General features: G+C 57.7%; 12 protein-coding genes. 5 read left to right on the top strand and 7 right to left on the bottom strand.

From position 1 onward, the window contains the following. From K1Y02_19455 to K1Y02_19445, 3 genes are all read left to right on the top strand, one after another. A partial coding sequence (locus tag K1Y02_19455; protein MBX7258547.1) for a DinB family protein occupies positions 1 to 218 on the top strand: 218 nt, incomplete at its 5' end. A gap of 184 nt (positions 219 to 402) precedes the next feature. Further along, complete coding sequence (locus tag K1Y02_19450) at positions 403 to 921, top strand: hypothetical protein (protein ID MBX7258546.1); 519 nt, start codon at positions 403 to 405, stop codon at positions 919 to 921. Between the two features lie 193 nt (positions 922 to 1,114). Next, positions 1,115 to 3,937, top strand: a complete 2,823-nt coding sequence (locus tag K1Y02_19445) for a hypothetical protein (protein MBX7258545.1) — start codon at positions 1,115 to 1,117, stop codon at positions 3,935 to 3,937. A gap of 133 nt (positions 3,938 to 4,070) precedes the next feature. Here the strand turns inward: K1Y02_19445 and K1Y02_19440 are convergent, their stop codons facing one another. From K1Y02_19440 to K1Y02_19420, 5 genes are all read right to left on the bottom strand, one after another. Next, the gene (locus K1Y02_19440) at positions 4,071 to 5,039 is read right to left on the bottom strand and encodes a hypothetical protein (protein MBX7258544.1); all 969 of its coding nucleotides are present in this window, start codon (positions 5,037 to 5,039) and stop codon (positions 4,071 to 4,073) included. A 288-nt stretch (positions 5,040 to 5,327) separates the two neighbouring features. Beyond that, positions 5,328 to 6,308: a hypothetical protein gene (locus K1Y02_19435; protein ID MBX7258543.1), complete on the bottom strand. Its 981-nt coding sequence runs from the start codon at positions 6,306 to 6,308 to the stop codon at positions 5,328 to 5,330. 179 nt (positions 6,309 to 6,487) lie between these two features. Continuing rightward, positions 6,488 to 7,762, bottom strand: coding sequence for a tetratricopeptide repeat protein (locus tag K1Y02_19430; GenBank protein ID MBX7258542.1), 1,275 nt, complete (start codon positions 7,760 to 7,762; stop codon positions 6,488 to 6,490). An 8-nt stretch (positions 7,763 to 7,770) separates the two neighbouring features. After that, positions 7,771 to 8,160 (bottom strand): Rid family detoxifying hydrolase, encoded by a 390-nt coding sequence (locus K1Y02_19425; GenBank protein ID MBX7258541.1) that lies wholly within the window; start codon positions 8,158 to 8,160, stop codon positions 7,771 to 7,773. Between the two features lie 313 nt (positions 8,161 to 8,473). Next, on the bottom strand, positions 8,474 to 9,277 hold the full coding sequence (locus K1Y02_19420; GenBank protein MBX7258540.1) for an enoyl-CoA hydratase/isomerase family protein: 804 nt from the start codon (positions 9,275 to 9,277) through the stop codon (positions 8,474 to 8,476). A 193-nt stretch (positions 9,278 to 9,470) separates the two neighbouring features. Between K1Y02_19420 and K1Y02_19415 the strand changes: the two genes are divergently transcribed. Then, positions 9,471 to 10,241, top strand: coding sequence for a MotA/TolQ/ExbB proton channel family protein (locus K1Y02_19415; protein ID MBX7258539.1), 771 nt, complete (start codon positions 9,471 to 9,473; stop codon positions 10,239 to 10,241). Between the two features lie 23 nt (positions 10,242 to 10,264). Next, positions 10,265 to 11,245, top strand: a complete 981-nt coding sequence (locus K1Y02_19410) for an OmpA family protein (GenBank protein ID MBX7258538.1) — start codon at positions 10,265 to 10,267, stop codon at positions 11,243 to 11,245. Positions 11,246 to 11,284: 39 nt separating this feature from the next. On the opposite strand, the gene mfd is transcribed toward K1Y02_19410, so the two are convergent. Continuing rightward, a complete protein-coding gene (gene mfd / locus K1Y02_19405; protein ID MBX7258537.1) occupies positions 11,285 to 14,557 on the bottom strand; it encodes a transcription-repair coupling factor in 3,273 nt (1,090 codons plus the stop codon). Between the two features lie 87 nt (positions 14,558 to 14,644). Further along, positions 14,645 to 15,253, bottom strand: a complete 609-nt coding sequence (gene rpsD, locus K1Y02_19400) for a 30S ribosomal protein S4 (protein MBX7258536.1) — start codon at positions 15,251 to 15,253, stop codon at positions 14,645 to 14,647. Between the last annotated feature and the right edge of the window lie 293 nt (positions 15,254 to 15,546).

Here is a 15,546-nt window from a genome sequence, read left to right as displayed (position 1 = left end):
AGGGCGCAACCGACGCACACCTTGGCGTGATGTGGTCGATGAAGAATCCGGATGGCAGCATCATGTTCGCGATGCCTCGCGGCAGTGTGCTGCGCTGCTTCGTGCTCAATCATACGATTCATCACCGTGCGCAATTGCAGGTGTATCTACGGCTCAACGACCTTCCAGTTCCCTCGATCTACGGGCCCACCGCCGACGATCCCACGGGCAACAATTGACATTCCCGCTCCTACGCATTTTCCTTCGAGAGGCCGCTTCCCAACGCTGTGGATGCGGTCTCTTCTGCTTTTGGAGATAGATGTGCCGAAAGGATCGGACTGAAACCCGCCACTCCGCATGCGAGTCGAAGGGATGCACGTGAACAGAGGGCGCGTGCGAGCCTGGACCGACTCGGAGGGAACTATGATTCGATCAATGCTCGCCGTGTCTTTATTCATTGCAGTAGTCACGGTCCTGATTGCAGGTTGTCCGCCGCCGCCGAAGCCGCCCTTTGATGTTTCGGGTGACTATGAAGGGACGTGGAGCGGCACTTCAACGGACAATGCACAACAAGTTGAAGATTGCGTGTTGAGTTTGTCGCTGACGCAGAATGTCAACGCGACGTTTCCGACGGATCACGTGGTCAATGGAACGGTGACCGTCGATTATTCGTGTATCACGCTTCCCGACTGGGTCGAAGATCCGGTGCCGAGCGTGCTGAACGTGACGGGATATCTGCAGGACAACGGGAAGCTGACGCTGGTGACCGGCGGTTGCACTACGGCCTTGTGCGTGGTGCTGACGTTGGACGGAACAGCGCAGGACAACGGCAGCGATGGGTTTGCGGACACGTATTCGGGTACTTGGAACTTCACTATCCTCCTCGCGGGCGTCGAACCGTTCGGATTCACGGGCGACTTCTCCGTGGCCGTAGCGCCGTAGACATCACGCGGGTTCCAACGCTTGGGCGCAGCCTGTCGCTGCGCCCTTTTCTTTTGTTTGCCGGAGGCTTATGCGCGAAGAAGGATGCACCGAGTGACCGGACGGGTTCTTGCTTCAATGCGCGTTCCGTGTATGATGGGCGCGAAACGTGATGGGACTCTTTGAAGGTTCCAGGGGATAAGGGGAACACGCCGTGACAAATCGAATCTGTTCTTTGCATGCCGCATTCGCGATGGTCATTTGCGCCAGCATCTCGCTCGCGCAAGATGCCGCGCCCATCGTGCTTGAAAACGACCTTGTTCGTTATGAGATTGGCGCTGATGGCCACAATCTCAAGCTGCTCGAGAAAGCGTCCGGTACGGACTATCTCACGCATGACGCGCCGTCAGCGGTGGCGTACATTTCATTCAAGGGCAATCGCATAGACGCGACGTCTGCGTTAAAAGACGGCGACGATCTGCAAATCGGATTTGGCGATTCGGGTGTCAAGGCCAAGATTGGCGTCCGCATGGAGAAACGCTACTGGGCCATGAGGGTGAAGGAAGTTATACCGGCGGACGGCGTCGAATCGTTGACCTTCGCAAACATACCGCTCTCCGTTAAAGGTACGCTCGACGAACCGTTCACCGGGTGCGCCCTCGCCATGGATCTCCAGACGAACGTTGCTGAGATACCCGGACCCAATCCGCGCATGGTGGCGACATGCTACCCGCGATTTGGAATGACGGGCGCGTCGGTTTCTGTCATCGCGTGCCCGACGGCGCAATTGCGCGATGTGATGAAGGAGGCGGTCGACGCGGCGGACCAAATTCCTCGCACGCACATAGGCGGTCCGTGGGCGCTCGATTCGGATGGCAATCGAGGTTCATATCTGTTCGATTTCGGATCGTGCACGGAGAAGACCGTCGATTCGTGGATTGCCCTTGTGAAGCAATTGGGATTGAACCAGATCGATTTTCATACGGGCAGCTCGCTGCGTTTTGGCGATTGCCAACCCAATCCGGAACTCTTTCCAAACGGACGCGCAAGCGTGAAGGCCGTTATCGACAAATTGCACGCAGCGGGAATTATGGCGGGGCTTCATACGTATGCGTTCTTCATGGCCAAGAACACACCGTACGTTACGCCGGTGCCCGACCCTCGGCTCGGCAAGTTCGCGTCCTATACGCTTTCCGGCGCAATCACCGCGGATGCCACGACGGTACCCGTCGACGAATCGACTGCCGATGTGTCGACGATTACGGGGTTCTTTGTTCGCAACAGCGTGACAATTCAGATCGACAACGAATTGATCACGTTCGCGGGCGTGTCGAAAGAAGCGCCGTATGGGTTCACGCAGTGCACGCGCGGCGCGTTGGGTACAACGGCGGCACCCCATGAGAAGGGCGCGAAAGCGCACCATATTCGCGAATGTTTCGGGCTTTTCGCGCCCGACGCGGATTCGACGTTGCTGGATGAGGTGGCGGCGAACACGGCAAATACCTTTAACGAGTGCGGGTTCGACATGATCTACCTGGACGCGCTCGACGGCGAGGACATTCTTGGCGGAAGCGAGAACTCTTGGCATTACGGCTCGAAATTCGCGTGGGCCATTGCGAAGCGCCTGAATAGACCCGCTCTGTTTGAGATGAGCACGTTTCACCACCACCTGTGGTTCATTCGCGCGCGGATGGGCGCATGGGATCATCCCACTCGGTCGCACAAGGAATTCATCGATACGCACGTACAAGGCAACTTGAGCGGCGCGGGTATGTATCTCCCGATGAACCTTGGATGGTGGGCGGTCAAAACGTGGACCGGTGCGCGCGGCGAACCCACGTTCCCCGACGACATTGAGTACCTGATGTGCAAAGCAATCGGCGGCGACATGGGCATCAGCCTGATGGGTGTGAACCCTGATAACATCGACAAAGTGCCCGCATACCAGCGGCTCGCGCCGATCTTCCGTCAATACGAGGAACTGCGCCATGCCAAGTACTTCCCCGATTCAATCAAGCAGCAGCTTCGGGAACCGGGAAAGGACTTCACGCAGGAAAAGGCGTCCGATGGGAAATGGCAATTCAGACAAGTGAATTACGACAAGCACAAGGTGAGTGGTCTGGACGGCAACACGAATGTGTGGCAAACGACGAACCCTTACGGCGAACAGCCGTTGCGTGTGCGAATTGAGGCGCTGCTGTCCGCGGCGCCGTACGACTCGCCGGACGGCGTAGTCATCGAGGACTTTGGGAAACCTTCGGAGGCGTTCACCGGAGGCAAGGTCAAGCCGGGCGTCACGGGGGCGCTAACGCGATCGACCGAACAGACGAAGGTTGGCGATGCGAGCGGATGTTACACGGCGACCAGCACAAACGACGAGCCGCGCGGATCGTGGATTCAGATGGTGCGCGCGTTCTCGCCCGAGTTGAACATTGACAAGAAACAGGCCCTCGGCGTGTGGGTTCATGGAGATGGTCAGGACGAACTGCTCAATATCCAGCTCAAGAGTCCCGACCACATTGCCGGTGGAATCGGTGATGGATACATCCGCGTGAACTTCACGGGATGGCGCTATTTCGAACTCATCGAAAACGAAGGCGCGAACATGGAAAAGTGGGGATGGCCATACGGCGGCGGTTACTCTGTCTCGCGCGAAGACATCAGCTTTGCGAATGTATCCACGCTTTCGCTTTGGTACAACAACCTGCCCAAATCGAAAGCGGTCACGTGTTACATCAGCCCCATCAAGGCGTTGCCCACAGTGGATGTCACCTTGAAGAATCCAAGGCTTACAGTGGGCGGCAAGACGATTACGTTCCCCGTCGAAATCACCAGCGGCTCGTACCTCGAATTCGCGTCAATGGATGACTGCAAACTTTACGGAAAGAACGGCGAGTTGCTTAGCGATGTCAAGCCGCAAGGCGATTTGCCAACGCTGGCGGCGGGAACCAACGGTATCGAATTCCAGTGCGATTCAACCGGCGGACCGACGCCGCGCGCACGGGTAACGGCGATTACACGAGGGAATGTTCTGTAGGCCGATACGTTACGCCGTATCGTGATTACACGCGCTGGACCGATCGAGAAGAATGCAGCCCGTGAGACGTTTGAATTGAAACGTCTCACGGGCATTGTTTATGCACTTGCCGTAAGCAAACGATACTCGCGCGCTATTGCTGCGCGGTATTGGTCACCTCAAGGTCGATTTGCATTTCCATGTCTAAATCGACCTTGGGGGGCGCATCGGGCATGCCCCGCAAGTGCTTGGGCATATCCATTGACATCGTGCCGGTTGCCGTGACCTTGTCCTCCCGGTGTGTCAGCCATCCGGTAGCTTCGTCGACCGAATACACGCCCGTGCCGTTTCCGTTGATTTCTCCGGACATCTTCACTTCTTCGTTAAGCTTTGTCAGCACATTGTCGGCCATATTTAGCTTCATGGTCACATTGCCATCGATCGTTACATAGCCACTGGCCCGCCCCCTCAGGGTGTAGGCCGTTTCGGATGTCACGGGCATTCCCGCCAATTCCAGGGTGTATGCATCATCCCACGTGTCCGATGCATTCAAAGCTTTGTCCGGCGCCTTGATGAACAGCGGGTATAAGCTTGCCTTCAGCATATCCGGACTAAAGATCCCCCTCATCAGACTCTTGGCCATCACCGTAAACGGGCCCGATTCACTTCCCAGGGCTCCAACGACTTTTTCGGTGAGGGCATCCGCCCCTTCGATACCCACCAATTCGCCCAGCCGCGAGACTCTCAGGGTAAGTGAAGCGTCTTTGAAGGCGGCCTGCATCTTCTTGAGGAGCGCTCCTCTACGGTCATCCCCTCCATCTCTGCCGGGAAATCCCAAATTCACGTCGACATATGTCGCCGTGATGATCACGGTACCGTCGGCCTCGACGCTGTCGACACTCATCAGATAGGTCATTTCGTTTCCCGATGTCGTGGTTAGGCTCTTGCCTATCACGGCCAACTTCATGGTTTGAGTTGTGTCTTGTTTCACCGTCACCACGCGTTTGCTGCCGACGGCCGGTTTGAACAGGAGCTTATTCGTGTCCGGATCCGAACAACCCGGAAGAGTAACCAGAACGGCAAACACGATTCCGCACACAAGACTCGATTTTGCACTTCGCATCGTCATCCCCCCCGGGCTTGATAGGTCTGGCCTTCTTGTCGAACCACCTCACAGTGCCGACCAGTGTGTCCGACGTATGTCAATGCATGCCCCATATGACTATCACATACGTGACGACCGGTGCGCAAGAGGCTGTGTATCGAAGGAGCGCGTGAGTCTGGTCCAATTGCGGACTATTTGCGTAAAGACCCATGCCGAGGCCGCAGAAATGAAACTACCGTGGGGCACGTCCGATTCGCGTGCCCCACGGCTCTCACTGAAATCCAAGAGGAGTTTGAGCTTCTGCCTCTATTGCGCGGTGTTGGTTACCACGAGGTCAACATTCATATCCATTTCCATGTCCATCTTGGAAGGCATGTTCGGCATTCCCTGGAGCTGCTTGGGCATTTCCATAGACATCTTGCCGGTCATTTGGGTTTTGTCCTCGCGGTGCGTTAACCAGCCGGTGGCTTCGTCGATTGAGTACGTGCCTTTGCCCGTCCCGGCGAGATCGCCGGACATCTTCATTTCGCCGGCCATTTTTGCCAGAGCGCTATTCGCGAAATCGACCTTCGTAGTCAGAGCGCCATCGATTGTGACATATCCATCGGCACGGCCGCGCAACGTATACGTAGACTCGGTTGTCGCGGGCGTTCCCGCCACGTCGAGATTGAACGTATCGTTCCATGTATCCGATGGGTTCAGCGCTTTGTCGGGAGCTTTGATGAACAACGAATACATAATCGCCTTTATGACCTCCGCGCCCATGAACCCTTTCATCATTTCCTTGCCCATCTGTGACATCGGATCGGAATCGCCGCCCATCGCGCCGAGAGCCTTATCGGTTACTGCCTCCGCGCCTTCGATAGCCTTCAACTCTCCCAATCGTGAGACTTGAATGGTGAATGTGGACCCTTTAAACCCCTCCTGGAGTTTCTTAATCATGTCGTCTGCCTCGGCCATGCCGGGCATCGCCATACCTCCGCCCATGCCGGGCAGCGTGAACTTCATGTCTTCGTACGTCACTTTGATGGTCGCCGTGCCTTCGGCGTCAAGGCTTTCGACGTTCATCAGGAAGGTGGTTTCATTGCCGAACGTCATGGACTGGTTCATGCCTATGCCAGCCATCTTGATGTTCTGGGTCGTGTTTTGCTTGACCGTTACGAGGCGTTTACTGCCGACGGCAGGCTTAAACAACAACTTGTTCTTGTCGGGATTGGAGCAGCCTGGAAGGGCGATTAGTACGGCAATCAGGACTCCAAACACTAGACTCGTCTTGGCACTTCTCATCGTCATATCCCCGCAGCTTGATTGGGTTTGCCTACTTGTAAGATAGACTTCCGGAACAGACCGGAGAGCCTCGTGTATGTCCCTGCATACCCCATGTGACTATCACATAGATGGACAGCGGCACGCAATAGTTTAGATTTCGTGTTCCTCACGGAGTCTATTGGCGAGAGGGCGTATTGTTACCGCTTGGAGACGGTAGCGCCGAGCTGCTTGGAGACTTCTTTCTGCAGGCGGTCGTAGTTGAGCCGGTAGCTGCCGATGAGCGCCTCCTCCGGAGGCGTACCCTGCGTCAGGGAATCGAGCATGGGGCCAATTCCGCGAATGCCATAACGGCCCCATAGATATTCGACGGTCGCGTGAGATTGCATATACGCGATCTGGAGCGTATCCGCATCCAGCCGCTTCAACTGTCCTTCCTCGAGTGAGGATAGCGGTATCAGCAGATTGGCCGCGGAAGCCTCGCGCAGCAGGTTTGTTTCGGCGGAGGAAAGTCGGTTCGAGAACGTCTCCGCCAATCCCTCGTTCAGCCACCAAGGGACCGAATCGCCGCCCCAGTACCGCACGACGACATGCGTGTATTCGTGGAAGAGTCGCCTCCACAATTCCGCCTCAGGGATGGGCGCCCCGGCTTCGTCGCGAATAGGCACTCTGATTTTGCCGTCGTACACGGCTCCTATATGTTCGTCAAGTTGCGTGGATAACGAGAAGTCTTTCGCGGTATACGCCACAACCTGGATCGGAGTCGGCGGATAGACATTTCCAAACTTACGGCCGATGTCGCGGTACGCACGCTCTAGGGTTTGCAGCACCTTGCCCAAGTCTCCGCCGCTCGTGTTTGGCGCATAGCTGATCTCAAAATGGGCGGACCGTGTCTTACGGTATGCCCCCTCAACTCCTTCTTCACGGTAGGCCTTATTCAGTTTATCGATCAGACTGCGCCGATTGGGATCGCGCTCGCGCACGAGTTCCCATTGGGCCAGGGCCGCCGCGAGGTCGTTCGCGCGGTAATAAGCGTCACCCAGCAATTCTTGAACATCCAAGTTGTCGGGGTCGAGTTCCACACTGTCTTCGAGGCGGAAGACCGCATCGTTGACCATATCGAGGCGCAGATAGTACGCGCCCAACTGCGCCAATGCGGAAGGGTTCTCCGGATCGGCGCTCACCGCCAAGAGAAGCCGTTCGACCCCCGAGGCAAAATCGGAGTTCTTTGCGCATTCATTGGCCTGCGCTTGATAGGTGTTGCACAAATTGCGCTTCACGGTGGCGTTGTCCGGCGCAAGTTTGTAGGCCTGCTCGAACTGCTTCGCGGCCTGGTCCCACTGCTTGGCGTTGTACGCGTCTACGCCCAGCGCGTTGAACTCCGCGGCTGTCGTGGCCGATGCGGCGCCCATCGCACCCAGTGCCACGAGCAGGGCCACAGCGCCACGCGCGTACCGCCAGAAGGCATTTGGCATCTTTGTCTTCATGCGTCCGGTAGAATGGCGACCGCCTCGACCTCGATTCGGATGTTCAACGGCAAGCGCGCGGCTTGGATAGTCGTCCGGGCCGGGTAGTCGCTGGGGAAATATTCCTTGTAGATGGCGTTCATCTCGCCGAAATTGTCCATGTTATCTAAGTATACGTTCGTCTTGACGACATGTTGCAGACCTGAGCCGGCATCTTCGAGAATCGCCTTCAGATTCTCGAACGTTTGCCTGACTTCTTCCTCGAAGGTCTTTGTCTTAAGTCCACTGCCATCAGGGGCCATCGGACCTTGGCCGGAAACGAACAACAGGTTCCCCGCGGCGACTGCGTGGGAATACGGGCCAGCCGCAGCCGGACCTCGGGGCGCCATAATGCACTTCTTTTTCATGATTATCCTTGGTACTCCAGTGGGTATCGTGCGTCCGCCTGCAGTCGGACCGCACCGTGCACATTCACCCTAACACACGATTGCCAATTGCGGCAAGGATAGGGGGAGTTCATCAATTGTCGTTTACCCCGGATTTCTCACGAACACACTTGAACCCCTCTCGTAACCAGTGTGTTTGCGAGACTTGCGGCGCAAAACAAGGCGTTTCTCCGAGAACAGAGTGTGTTCGCGAGAAATCCTCATGGCATAACCTCAAGGTCTTGCACGTGAGCAATTTGCGTCGGCGCTCAATCGCGCCGGTGCAAATTGCGGTCTACTTACCTTTGAACTGCGGGGGGCGTTTCTCCATAAACGCGGATACGGCTTCCATAAGGTCTTCGGTTGAAATGAGTTGGCTTTGCGCCCAGCGTTCGATGGCCAACTGGGTGTGCTTATCGAGACCATCGCCTTGGTCCACAATGAGTTTAGCCATACCCACCGCCAGCGGGGCATTCTGGGCGATCTCTTGGGCGAGCGCAGTGGCACATTCCATCAACTGCGGTTCGGGCACGACGCGATTCACCAGCCCCCATTGCAGGGCCTCGGTTGCGTCGACATTACGCGCGGTCATAAGCATGTCCTTGGCGCGGCTGGGGCCGATAAGGCGGCAGAGGCGCGTGGTGCCCCCGACATCGGCTACGAGTCCCATGCGACTCTCCGGAATACTCAACAGGCAGGAGTCAGTTGCGATGCGGAAGTCGAACGAGAGGGCGACTTCGAGTCCCAGCCCGATGACCCGGCCCTGAAGCGCTCCGATGACCGGTAGTTCTGTCGACTCGATGGTGTAGAGAGCATCCTGGAGCCGGTCGGCCATGCGGCGCAGCCAGCGAGCCGGGTTTTGGTCCTGCGCGGCGGCTTTTGCCTGGGCCAGGGCCATCAAGTCGATGCCGGCGGAGAATATCGGACCGTTTGCGTTAACAATGATGGCGCGGACTCCGGGGTGCTCGTCGGCGGAGCGAACGGCGGCGGCAAGATCGAGGACCATTTCGGGGGTCAGGGCATTGCGTTTCTCGGGGCGGTTGAGGGTGACGAAATAGAGATCATTCTCGACACGCGCCTGGACAAACGACTCAGACATGGACAGCCTCCCGTGCTTGTTTGCCAGTCGAGTATGACATGTTCTTCTTGCGTTTCCCAAGGCCCCGTGTTAAAAAGAGCACCGAGTTCCGCGAAGTCATTGCTCGGGGCATCTGTTCCTGAGTAAGATCCCCGTGTAGACGAATTCTTGGCCTTAAGCGTGCGTTGCATCGACACTAGGACGTGGGGCAATTATGGATCCTATCACAATCGTTGGTATTCTGCTTGGAGTCTTCTCGGTGCTTTTTGCAGCCGTAGAGGAAGGAACAAGCCTTTCCGCGCTGCTTGCGCCGACAGCGTTGCTGATCGTATTCGGGGGGACGACGGGTGCGACAATCTCATGTTTCACGATCCGGAATATTCTGGACGTCTTGGGAAACGTCAAGCTAATTGTCTTTCGCACGGCATATGACTTCAATGCCCTCATCGAGATGTTTGTGGAAATGGCCGGTGTCACGCGCAAGGACGGTATTCTCGCCCTTGAGAATTATAAACTGAAAGTTGACCACCCATTCTTAAAACGCGGGATTCGTCTGATTGTGGACGGAACGAACGCGGAACTTGTGAAGCAGTTGATGATCACTCAGATGACCGTCGACGAGGAAGCCTTAAAGACGTCGGCGGCAGTGTTTGCGACGGCGGGAGGATTCGCGCCGACGCTGGGAATTATCGGGACGGTGGTGGGCCTCGTTAACGTATTGGGGAACTTGTCCGACCCGGAAAGTCTTGGGCCGGCCATCGCCATGGCATTCATCGCCACTCTCTACGGTGTTTCGTCCGCTAACCTTATGTTTCTTCCAATCTCGAAAAAGTTCGGCATCATCGCGAAGGAAGAGGTAGCTATGCGAGAAATGATCACCGAAGGCGTTCTTTCGATATATGCCGGAGACGGTCCGCACGTAGTTAGTCAGAAGTTGCTTGCGTTCCTTACCGAAAAGGAACGCGCACACGCGAAGACGGCATAGGGCGCGTAACGGGAATACCATAGATGAGTAATCGCCGCCAGAAACACGAAGAACACGAGAATGAGGAGCGATGGCTGCTGACGTATGCAGATTTGATCACGCTTCTTATGGTGTTCTTTGTGGTCATGTACGCGCTCTCCAATGTTGACAAGCAGAAGTTTCAAGCGTTGGCCAGGGCGATGAGCGCGGAGTTCGGAACGCCTGTGGCCAATCCCACCGGCATCGGCGGGAAGGTTGTTCCGGGGCCATCCGTGACTCCTCCACCCAGGGCCGGCACGGAACGCACGCGGACCAGGGGCAATCCAAAGACGGAGCAGATTGACGCGCTTCGGGCGCGTATGAAGAAGTTGAAGGGCGACCTGGACGCGATGGTGAAGGCCAGCGGTCTTCAGGAACAGATCAGCGTGAAGATGGACCCATCGGGGCACAAGGTATCGATGGGGCTGTCGGATTCGTTGCTCTTTGGCGCGGGCAGTGCCGATCTCACTCAAGCGGCTCAGGAGTTGGTGGAGAAGATCGGCAACGTGTTGGCCACGAGCAACTACGTCGTGAATGTGGAAGGACACACCGACAACGTTCCTATCAACAACGCCCGCTATTCGAGCAATCTCCAGCTTTCAACGGAACGCGCCGTGAACGTCGTGTCGTACATGATCAAAACGGCCGGCATACCCGGCAACCGATTGTCTGCCAGCGGCTATGCCGAACACCACCCTGTCGCCTCCAATGACACGGAAGAAGGGCGCGCCAAGAACCGCCGCGTAGAATTCGTGATCCACGATCCGAACGAAGATGAGATTGTGGCCAGCAGCATGGAAACCGAGGAAGAACCGGTAACAAATGGCTCCAACGGGGATGCTGTTGAGACGCGGGGGGGCGTTGTTGAGAGGCCGGGGGGTGCTATTGAGTCGCCGAAAGAGAGTGAACCTCCAGCCGCGGAGGCGACCACCGACTTGCTCCCAGAGGTAGGCAGTCAACGCGGGTCCGGGTCACGTTTTCGGTAGGTGGCCCGCTTTTTTAGCCTGCCGGGCCGATCGTATCGATCACAGTTCAAGCAGAGCTTTGGCCAATTCTTGCGCAGCCTGAAGCGTGGTCTGTCCACTTCCCGCAGGCACGCGGTATGTGATGGACGGCTTGTCTTGCCAGGCGAATTCGAGTTTCCCGCCAAAAGCATCCGAGAGGGCCGCCCGCTTGGCGCGAGAAAGTGAACCCGCGTCTTCGAACTCAATCGCGACAACATCCTTCGCCGCCACGATTCGGCTCACGCCCGCCTCCGCGGCAATTGCGCGTACACGCATCACGTCAAGCAAGCGCGTGACCGGGCCCGGTACGGCGCCGAAGCGATCTGCCAATTCCGAGCGCATCTCGTGGACCTCCTCCGCGCTTGAGAGTCCGGCAATTCGCTTATAGAGCGTGAGCTTCTGGGATTCCGACGGCACGTAGTCTTCGGGGATGTACGCATCGATGGCGATCTCGAACGGCGGGAGCGTTACGCGGCGGATGGGTTCTCCCTTGATCTCTGCCACGGCTTCCGCCACGAGTTGCGAATAGGTTTCAAACCCGACGGCCGTGATATGGCCCGACTGCTCTCCACCCAAGATGTTTCCGCAACCGCGAATCTCAAGGTCGCGCATCGCGATGCGGAATCCCGAGCCCAGGGTCGAGAATTCCTCCAGAGCTTTCAGGCGCTTTTGCGCGTCTTCCGACAACGCGCGGTCGGATGGCACGAGAAGATACGCGAACGCGCGGTGCTTGTAGCGTCCAACGCGACCCCGCAATTGATACAACTCAGCCAAACCGAAGTGATCAGCACGGTCGATGATGATCGTGTTGGCGTTGGGCACGTCGATTCCCGAACCGATGATGGTTGTGCAGACGAGAATATCGATCTCGCGGTGGAAGAACGCCGTCATGATGCGCTCGAGTTCATGCTCGGACATCTGTCCGTGGCCGACGGCGACACGCGCACCGGGCGCCAGCTTTTTGACCATTTCCGCCACGGGGATGATGGTCTGCACGCGGTTGTGCACGTAGAAGACCTGGCCTTCGCGCGCCAACTCGCGTTGGATGGCCTCGCGCACGAGTTGCTCGTCAAAGGTCTCGATGCACGTGTGGATCGGAAGGCGGTCGTTGGGCGCGGTATTGATGACGCTCATGTCGCGCGCGCCCATCAATGAAAGGTTCAAGGTGCGTGGAATCGGCGTGGCGGTGAGCGTCAAGACATCCACGGTTGTGCGCAGTTGCTTGAGGCGTTCCTTGTGCGCGACGCCGAAGCGTTGTTCTTCATCGATGATGACCAGACCCAGGTTCTTGAACTGGATGTCTTTCGAAACGAGCCGGTGTGTGCCGACAACCACGTCGCATTCACCGGACTTGAGGCGCTCTACAGTGACCTTCTGTTCCTGCGTCGTGCGGAACCGGCTCAGCATCTCAACCTTGACGGGGAAATCGGCGAAACGCTCGCACAAGGTCGTGTAGTGCTGCTCCGCGAGCACCGTCGTGGGCACGAGAATGGCAACCTGTTTGCCATCCATCACGGCCTTGAACGCGGCGCGCATGGCGACTTCCGTCTTGCCGTAACCGACATCGCCGCAGACCAGACGGTCCATCGGCTTCCGCGACTCCATGTCGCGCTTTACCTCATCGATCGCGCGGGCCTGGTCGGGGGTTTCGTCGTACTCGAATGCGTCTTCGAATTCGACCTGCCAAGGCGTATCGGCGCTGTATGCGTGGCCTTCGCGGCTCTCGCGCGCGGCATAGAGCGCGAGCAATTCGCGGGTCATGTCGCGAATAGCTTTCTTGGTGCGCGCTTTGGTGCGCGCCCACGTTGCCCCGCCAATCTTGTCGACTTTCGGCACCGCGCCTTCGCCCGCGGCGTACTTCTGGATCATGTCGATGTGCGTTACCGGCACATAGACTTTGTCGCCGCCGGAGTATTGCAGCGCGAGGAAATCGCCCGCCTTGCCTTCGAAGCGCCGCAGGCCCAGATAACGCCCGATCCCGTGCTCGGAATGGACGATGTAGTCGCCCGCGCGCAGGTCGCTGAAGGCGGTCAGCGCGATGCCCGCTTCGAATCGCTTTCGGCTGCGGCGCACATAGTGGCGGCCGAACATCTCGCGTTCACTGACGATGGCAAGCTTGTCGGTTTCGGACGCGAACGCCGCGCGCAGACGGCCCAACTCAACGCGTAGATCGAAGGCGTCCTGACCGACGCGGTACCCGCGCTCTTCCAGCAGTTCGTGCAGCCGCATGCGCTCGCCGGTTGTTGCGCAGAGGAGGACGACGGTGTATTTCGCCTGATCCCACTCTTGGAGCTGTTCCCAGAATGCATCTGTGCGTCCATGCCAGCCGGATAGGGCTTGCATGTTTGCGGAGACGCGGAGGGAAGCGTCGCCGGTGGCGGAGGACACCTGACTCAGGAGCAGTCGGCGGCAACGCTCCATGCGGCTCTCGATGTCATTCCACGCGAGAATGAACGGCGAATCACCGATTTGGCGCTCGATGGTCTGGGCTTCCTCGCGAATCGTGAGCGGTTCGTCGAGTACGACCAGGGTGTCCTTGGGGAAGTAGTCCAGCAAGGTGGCAAGCGTCTCGTTGCCCGAGGATTCCGAAGCCAACTGTGCGCGCTCCGAACGCGGCAATACGGTGATTTCTTCGGCTTGTCCGACACTGCGCTGGGTCTCGGGTTCGAAGCGCCGGATGGATTCGATTTCATCGCCAAAGAACTCAATGCGATACGGCAACTCGCTTGAGATCGGAAACAGATCGAAGATGCCTCCGCGCACGCTCATGTGACCGCGCTGCTCGACCATGAGTTCGCGTTCGTAGCCCATCTCCAACAGCTTCTCGATGAGGTCTTCGAGGTCGTGCTCTTGTCCGACGGCGAGGCGGAGCGTGCGCTTTACAAGACGGTCGCGCCGCACGACGGTCTGCATCAGCGAACGCACGGGGGCCACGACACGCATCGGTTCACCCGAATCCATAGCGGACATCAGGTTCATGAGGGTGTTCATGCGTTCCGCGACGATGTCGTCCGCGGGGGCCATGTTGTCGGATGGGAGCGTCTCCCAGGCGGGGAACAAAGCGCAACGCTCGGGTTTCTCGAAGGTGAGGAGATCTTCGTAGACACCTTCGCTTTCAATGCGGCCCGCGGCGATGATGAGAAGAGGGCGACCCTCAGCTTGAGCGATCTGAAGTGCGGTGAGGGTCTTGCCGGAACCCCACGGTCCTACCACCTCAGCGGCGTTTTCCTGCTTCAAGCGCCGGAGGACCGGTTGGATTAGGCTCAGTGGCCGGAGGGGTTGTTCAAGCGCCATGTAGCGGCAGTGCCTGACTCAGCGGTTGTGGTACGAAACAAACGGGTGGGCCGCAGAACAGCCCACCCGTGAAAATGACGCGCGCGATTACCGCGAGTAGAAACCGATAACGCCTTGCGTATCCGCTTTGAACGGAATTGTCTCCAGATTCGGCGTTGCGGTCATGCGGCCTTCGAAGGACTTCGCCGCGCGGTCGAGGTATTCGGGCATGAACGCGGGTAGGTTCTCCACGCCTTCAAGAATGCCCGGCACCTTGCGGCTGCCTTCGCGAATGCTGACGGCCATGCCCGGCTTCACTTGGAAGGAGGGACGGTCGACTTTCTTGCCATTGACGAGGATGTGGCCGTGGACAACCAACTGGCGGCCCTGCTGCATCGTACGGGCGAAACCCAACCGGTAGACGATGGTGTCAAGACGCGATTCAAGCAGCATCAGCAGGTTTGTACCCGTGACGCCACCCATGCGCTGTGCGCGCTCGAAGGTGAGGCGCATCTGACGTTCGAGCAGGCCGTAGTGCGTACGGATCTTCTGCTTGTCCTGCAACTGCTGTCCATACACGGAGAGCTTTTTGCGGTTGGTCTGCCCGTGCTGTCCGGGCGCGTAGGGCCGGCGATTCGACGGGCACTTGGGGTTTCCCCATATGCACGAACCCAACCGGCGGCACAGCTTGTGCTTTGGTCCTCGATACTTGGCCATAATCCTCTTGTTATCCTCTCGTTTCCTTAGCTACCCCGGCTGACGTAGGTGGCGACAACTCCGCCCCAGTGCATCAACGGGGTAGTAAGATGCACCGGCAGCCAACAAAGCGGAGATTTTATCGATTACATAGGGAAAATGTCAAATGGGATTCGGCGGAGCGGAAAGGCTGGATTCAAATTGTAAGTGCAACAGAGTTTGAAGAGAAGACTTCGTAAGGGGTTCGGTATTTGAGTTTTTTCCTAGGTCGATTGTTGAGTTCCTGGACTAGGGGTTGAAGTTGTTCCTGTGAG

This window comes from Candidatus Hydrogenedentota bacterium (assembly GCA_019695095.1).
GTDB lineage: Bacteria > Hydrogenedentota > Hydrogenedentia > Hydrogenedentales > SLHB01 > JAIBAQ01.
This window is presented reverse-complemented; position numbering and strand designations above follow the sequence as displayed.

What these genes read in the sequence shown, in the direction of transcription:
- K1Y02_19450 (MBX7258546.1), top strand. Translation starts at nt 403, where the DNA reads ATGATTCGATCAATGCTCGCCGTGTCTTTATTCATTGCAGTAGTCACG.
- K1Y02_19440 (MBX7258544.1), bottom strand. Translation starts at nt 5,039, where the DNA reads ATGCGAAGTGCAAAATCGAGTCTTGTGTGCGGAATCGTGTTTGCCGTT.
- K1Y02_19435 (MBX7258543.1), bottom strand. Translation starts at nt 6,308, where the DNA reads ATGAGAAGTGCCAAGACGAGTCTAGTGTTTGGAGTCCTGATTGCCGTA.
- K1Y02_19430 (MBX7258542.1), bottom strand. Translation starts at nt 7,762, where the DNA reads ATGCCAAATGCCTTCTGGCGGTACGCGCGTGGCGCTGTGGCCCTGCTC.
- K1Y02_19425 (MBX7258541.1), bottom strand. Translation starts at nt 8,160, where the DNA reads ATGAAAAAGAAGTGCATTATGGCGCCCCGAGGTCCGGCTGCGGCTGGC.
- K1Y02_19420 (MBX7258540.1), bottom strand. Translation starts at nt 9,277, where the DNA reads ATGTCTGAGTCGTTTGTCCAGGCGCGTGTCGAGAATGATCTCTATTTC.
- K1Y02_19415 (MBX7258539.1), top strand. Translation starts at nt 9,471, where the DNA reads ATGGATCCTATCACAATCGTTGGTATTCTGCTTGGAGTCTTCTCGGTG.
- K1Y02_19410 (MBX7258538.1), top strand. Translation starts at nt 10,265, where the DNA reads ATGAGTAATCGCCGCCAGAAACACGAAGAACACGAGAATGAGGAGCGA.
- mfd (MBX7258537.1), bottom strand. Translation starts at nt 14,557, where the DNA reads ATGGCGCTTGAACAACCCCTCCGGCCACTGAGCCTAATCCAACCGGTC.
- rpsD (MBX7258536.1), bottom strand. Translation starts at nt 15,253, where the DNA reads ATGGCCAAGTATCGAGGACCAAAGCACAAGCTGTGCCGCCGGTTGGGT.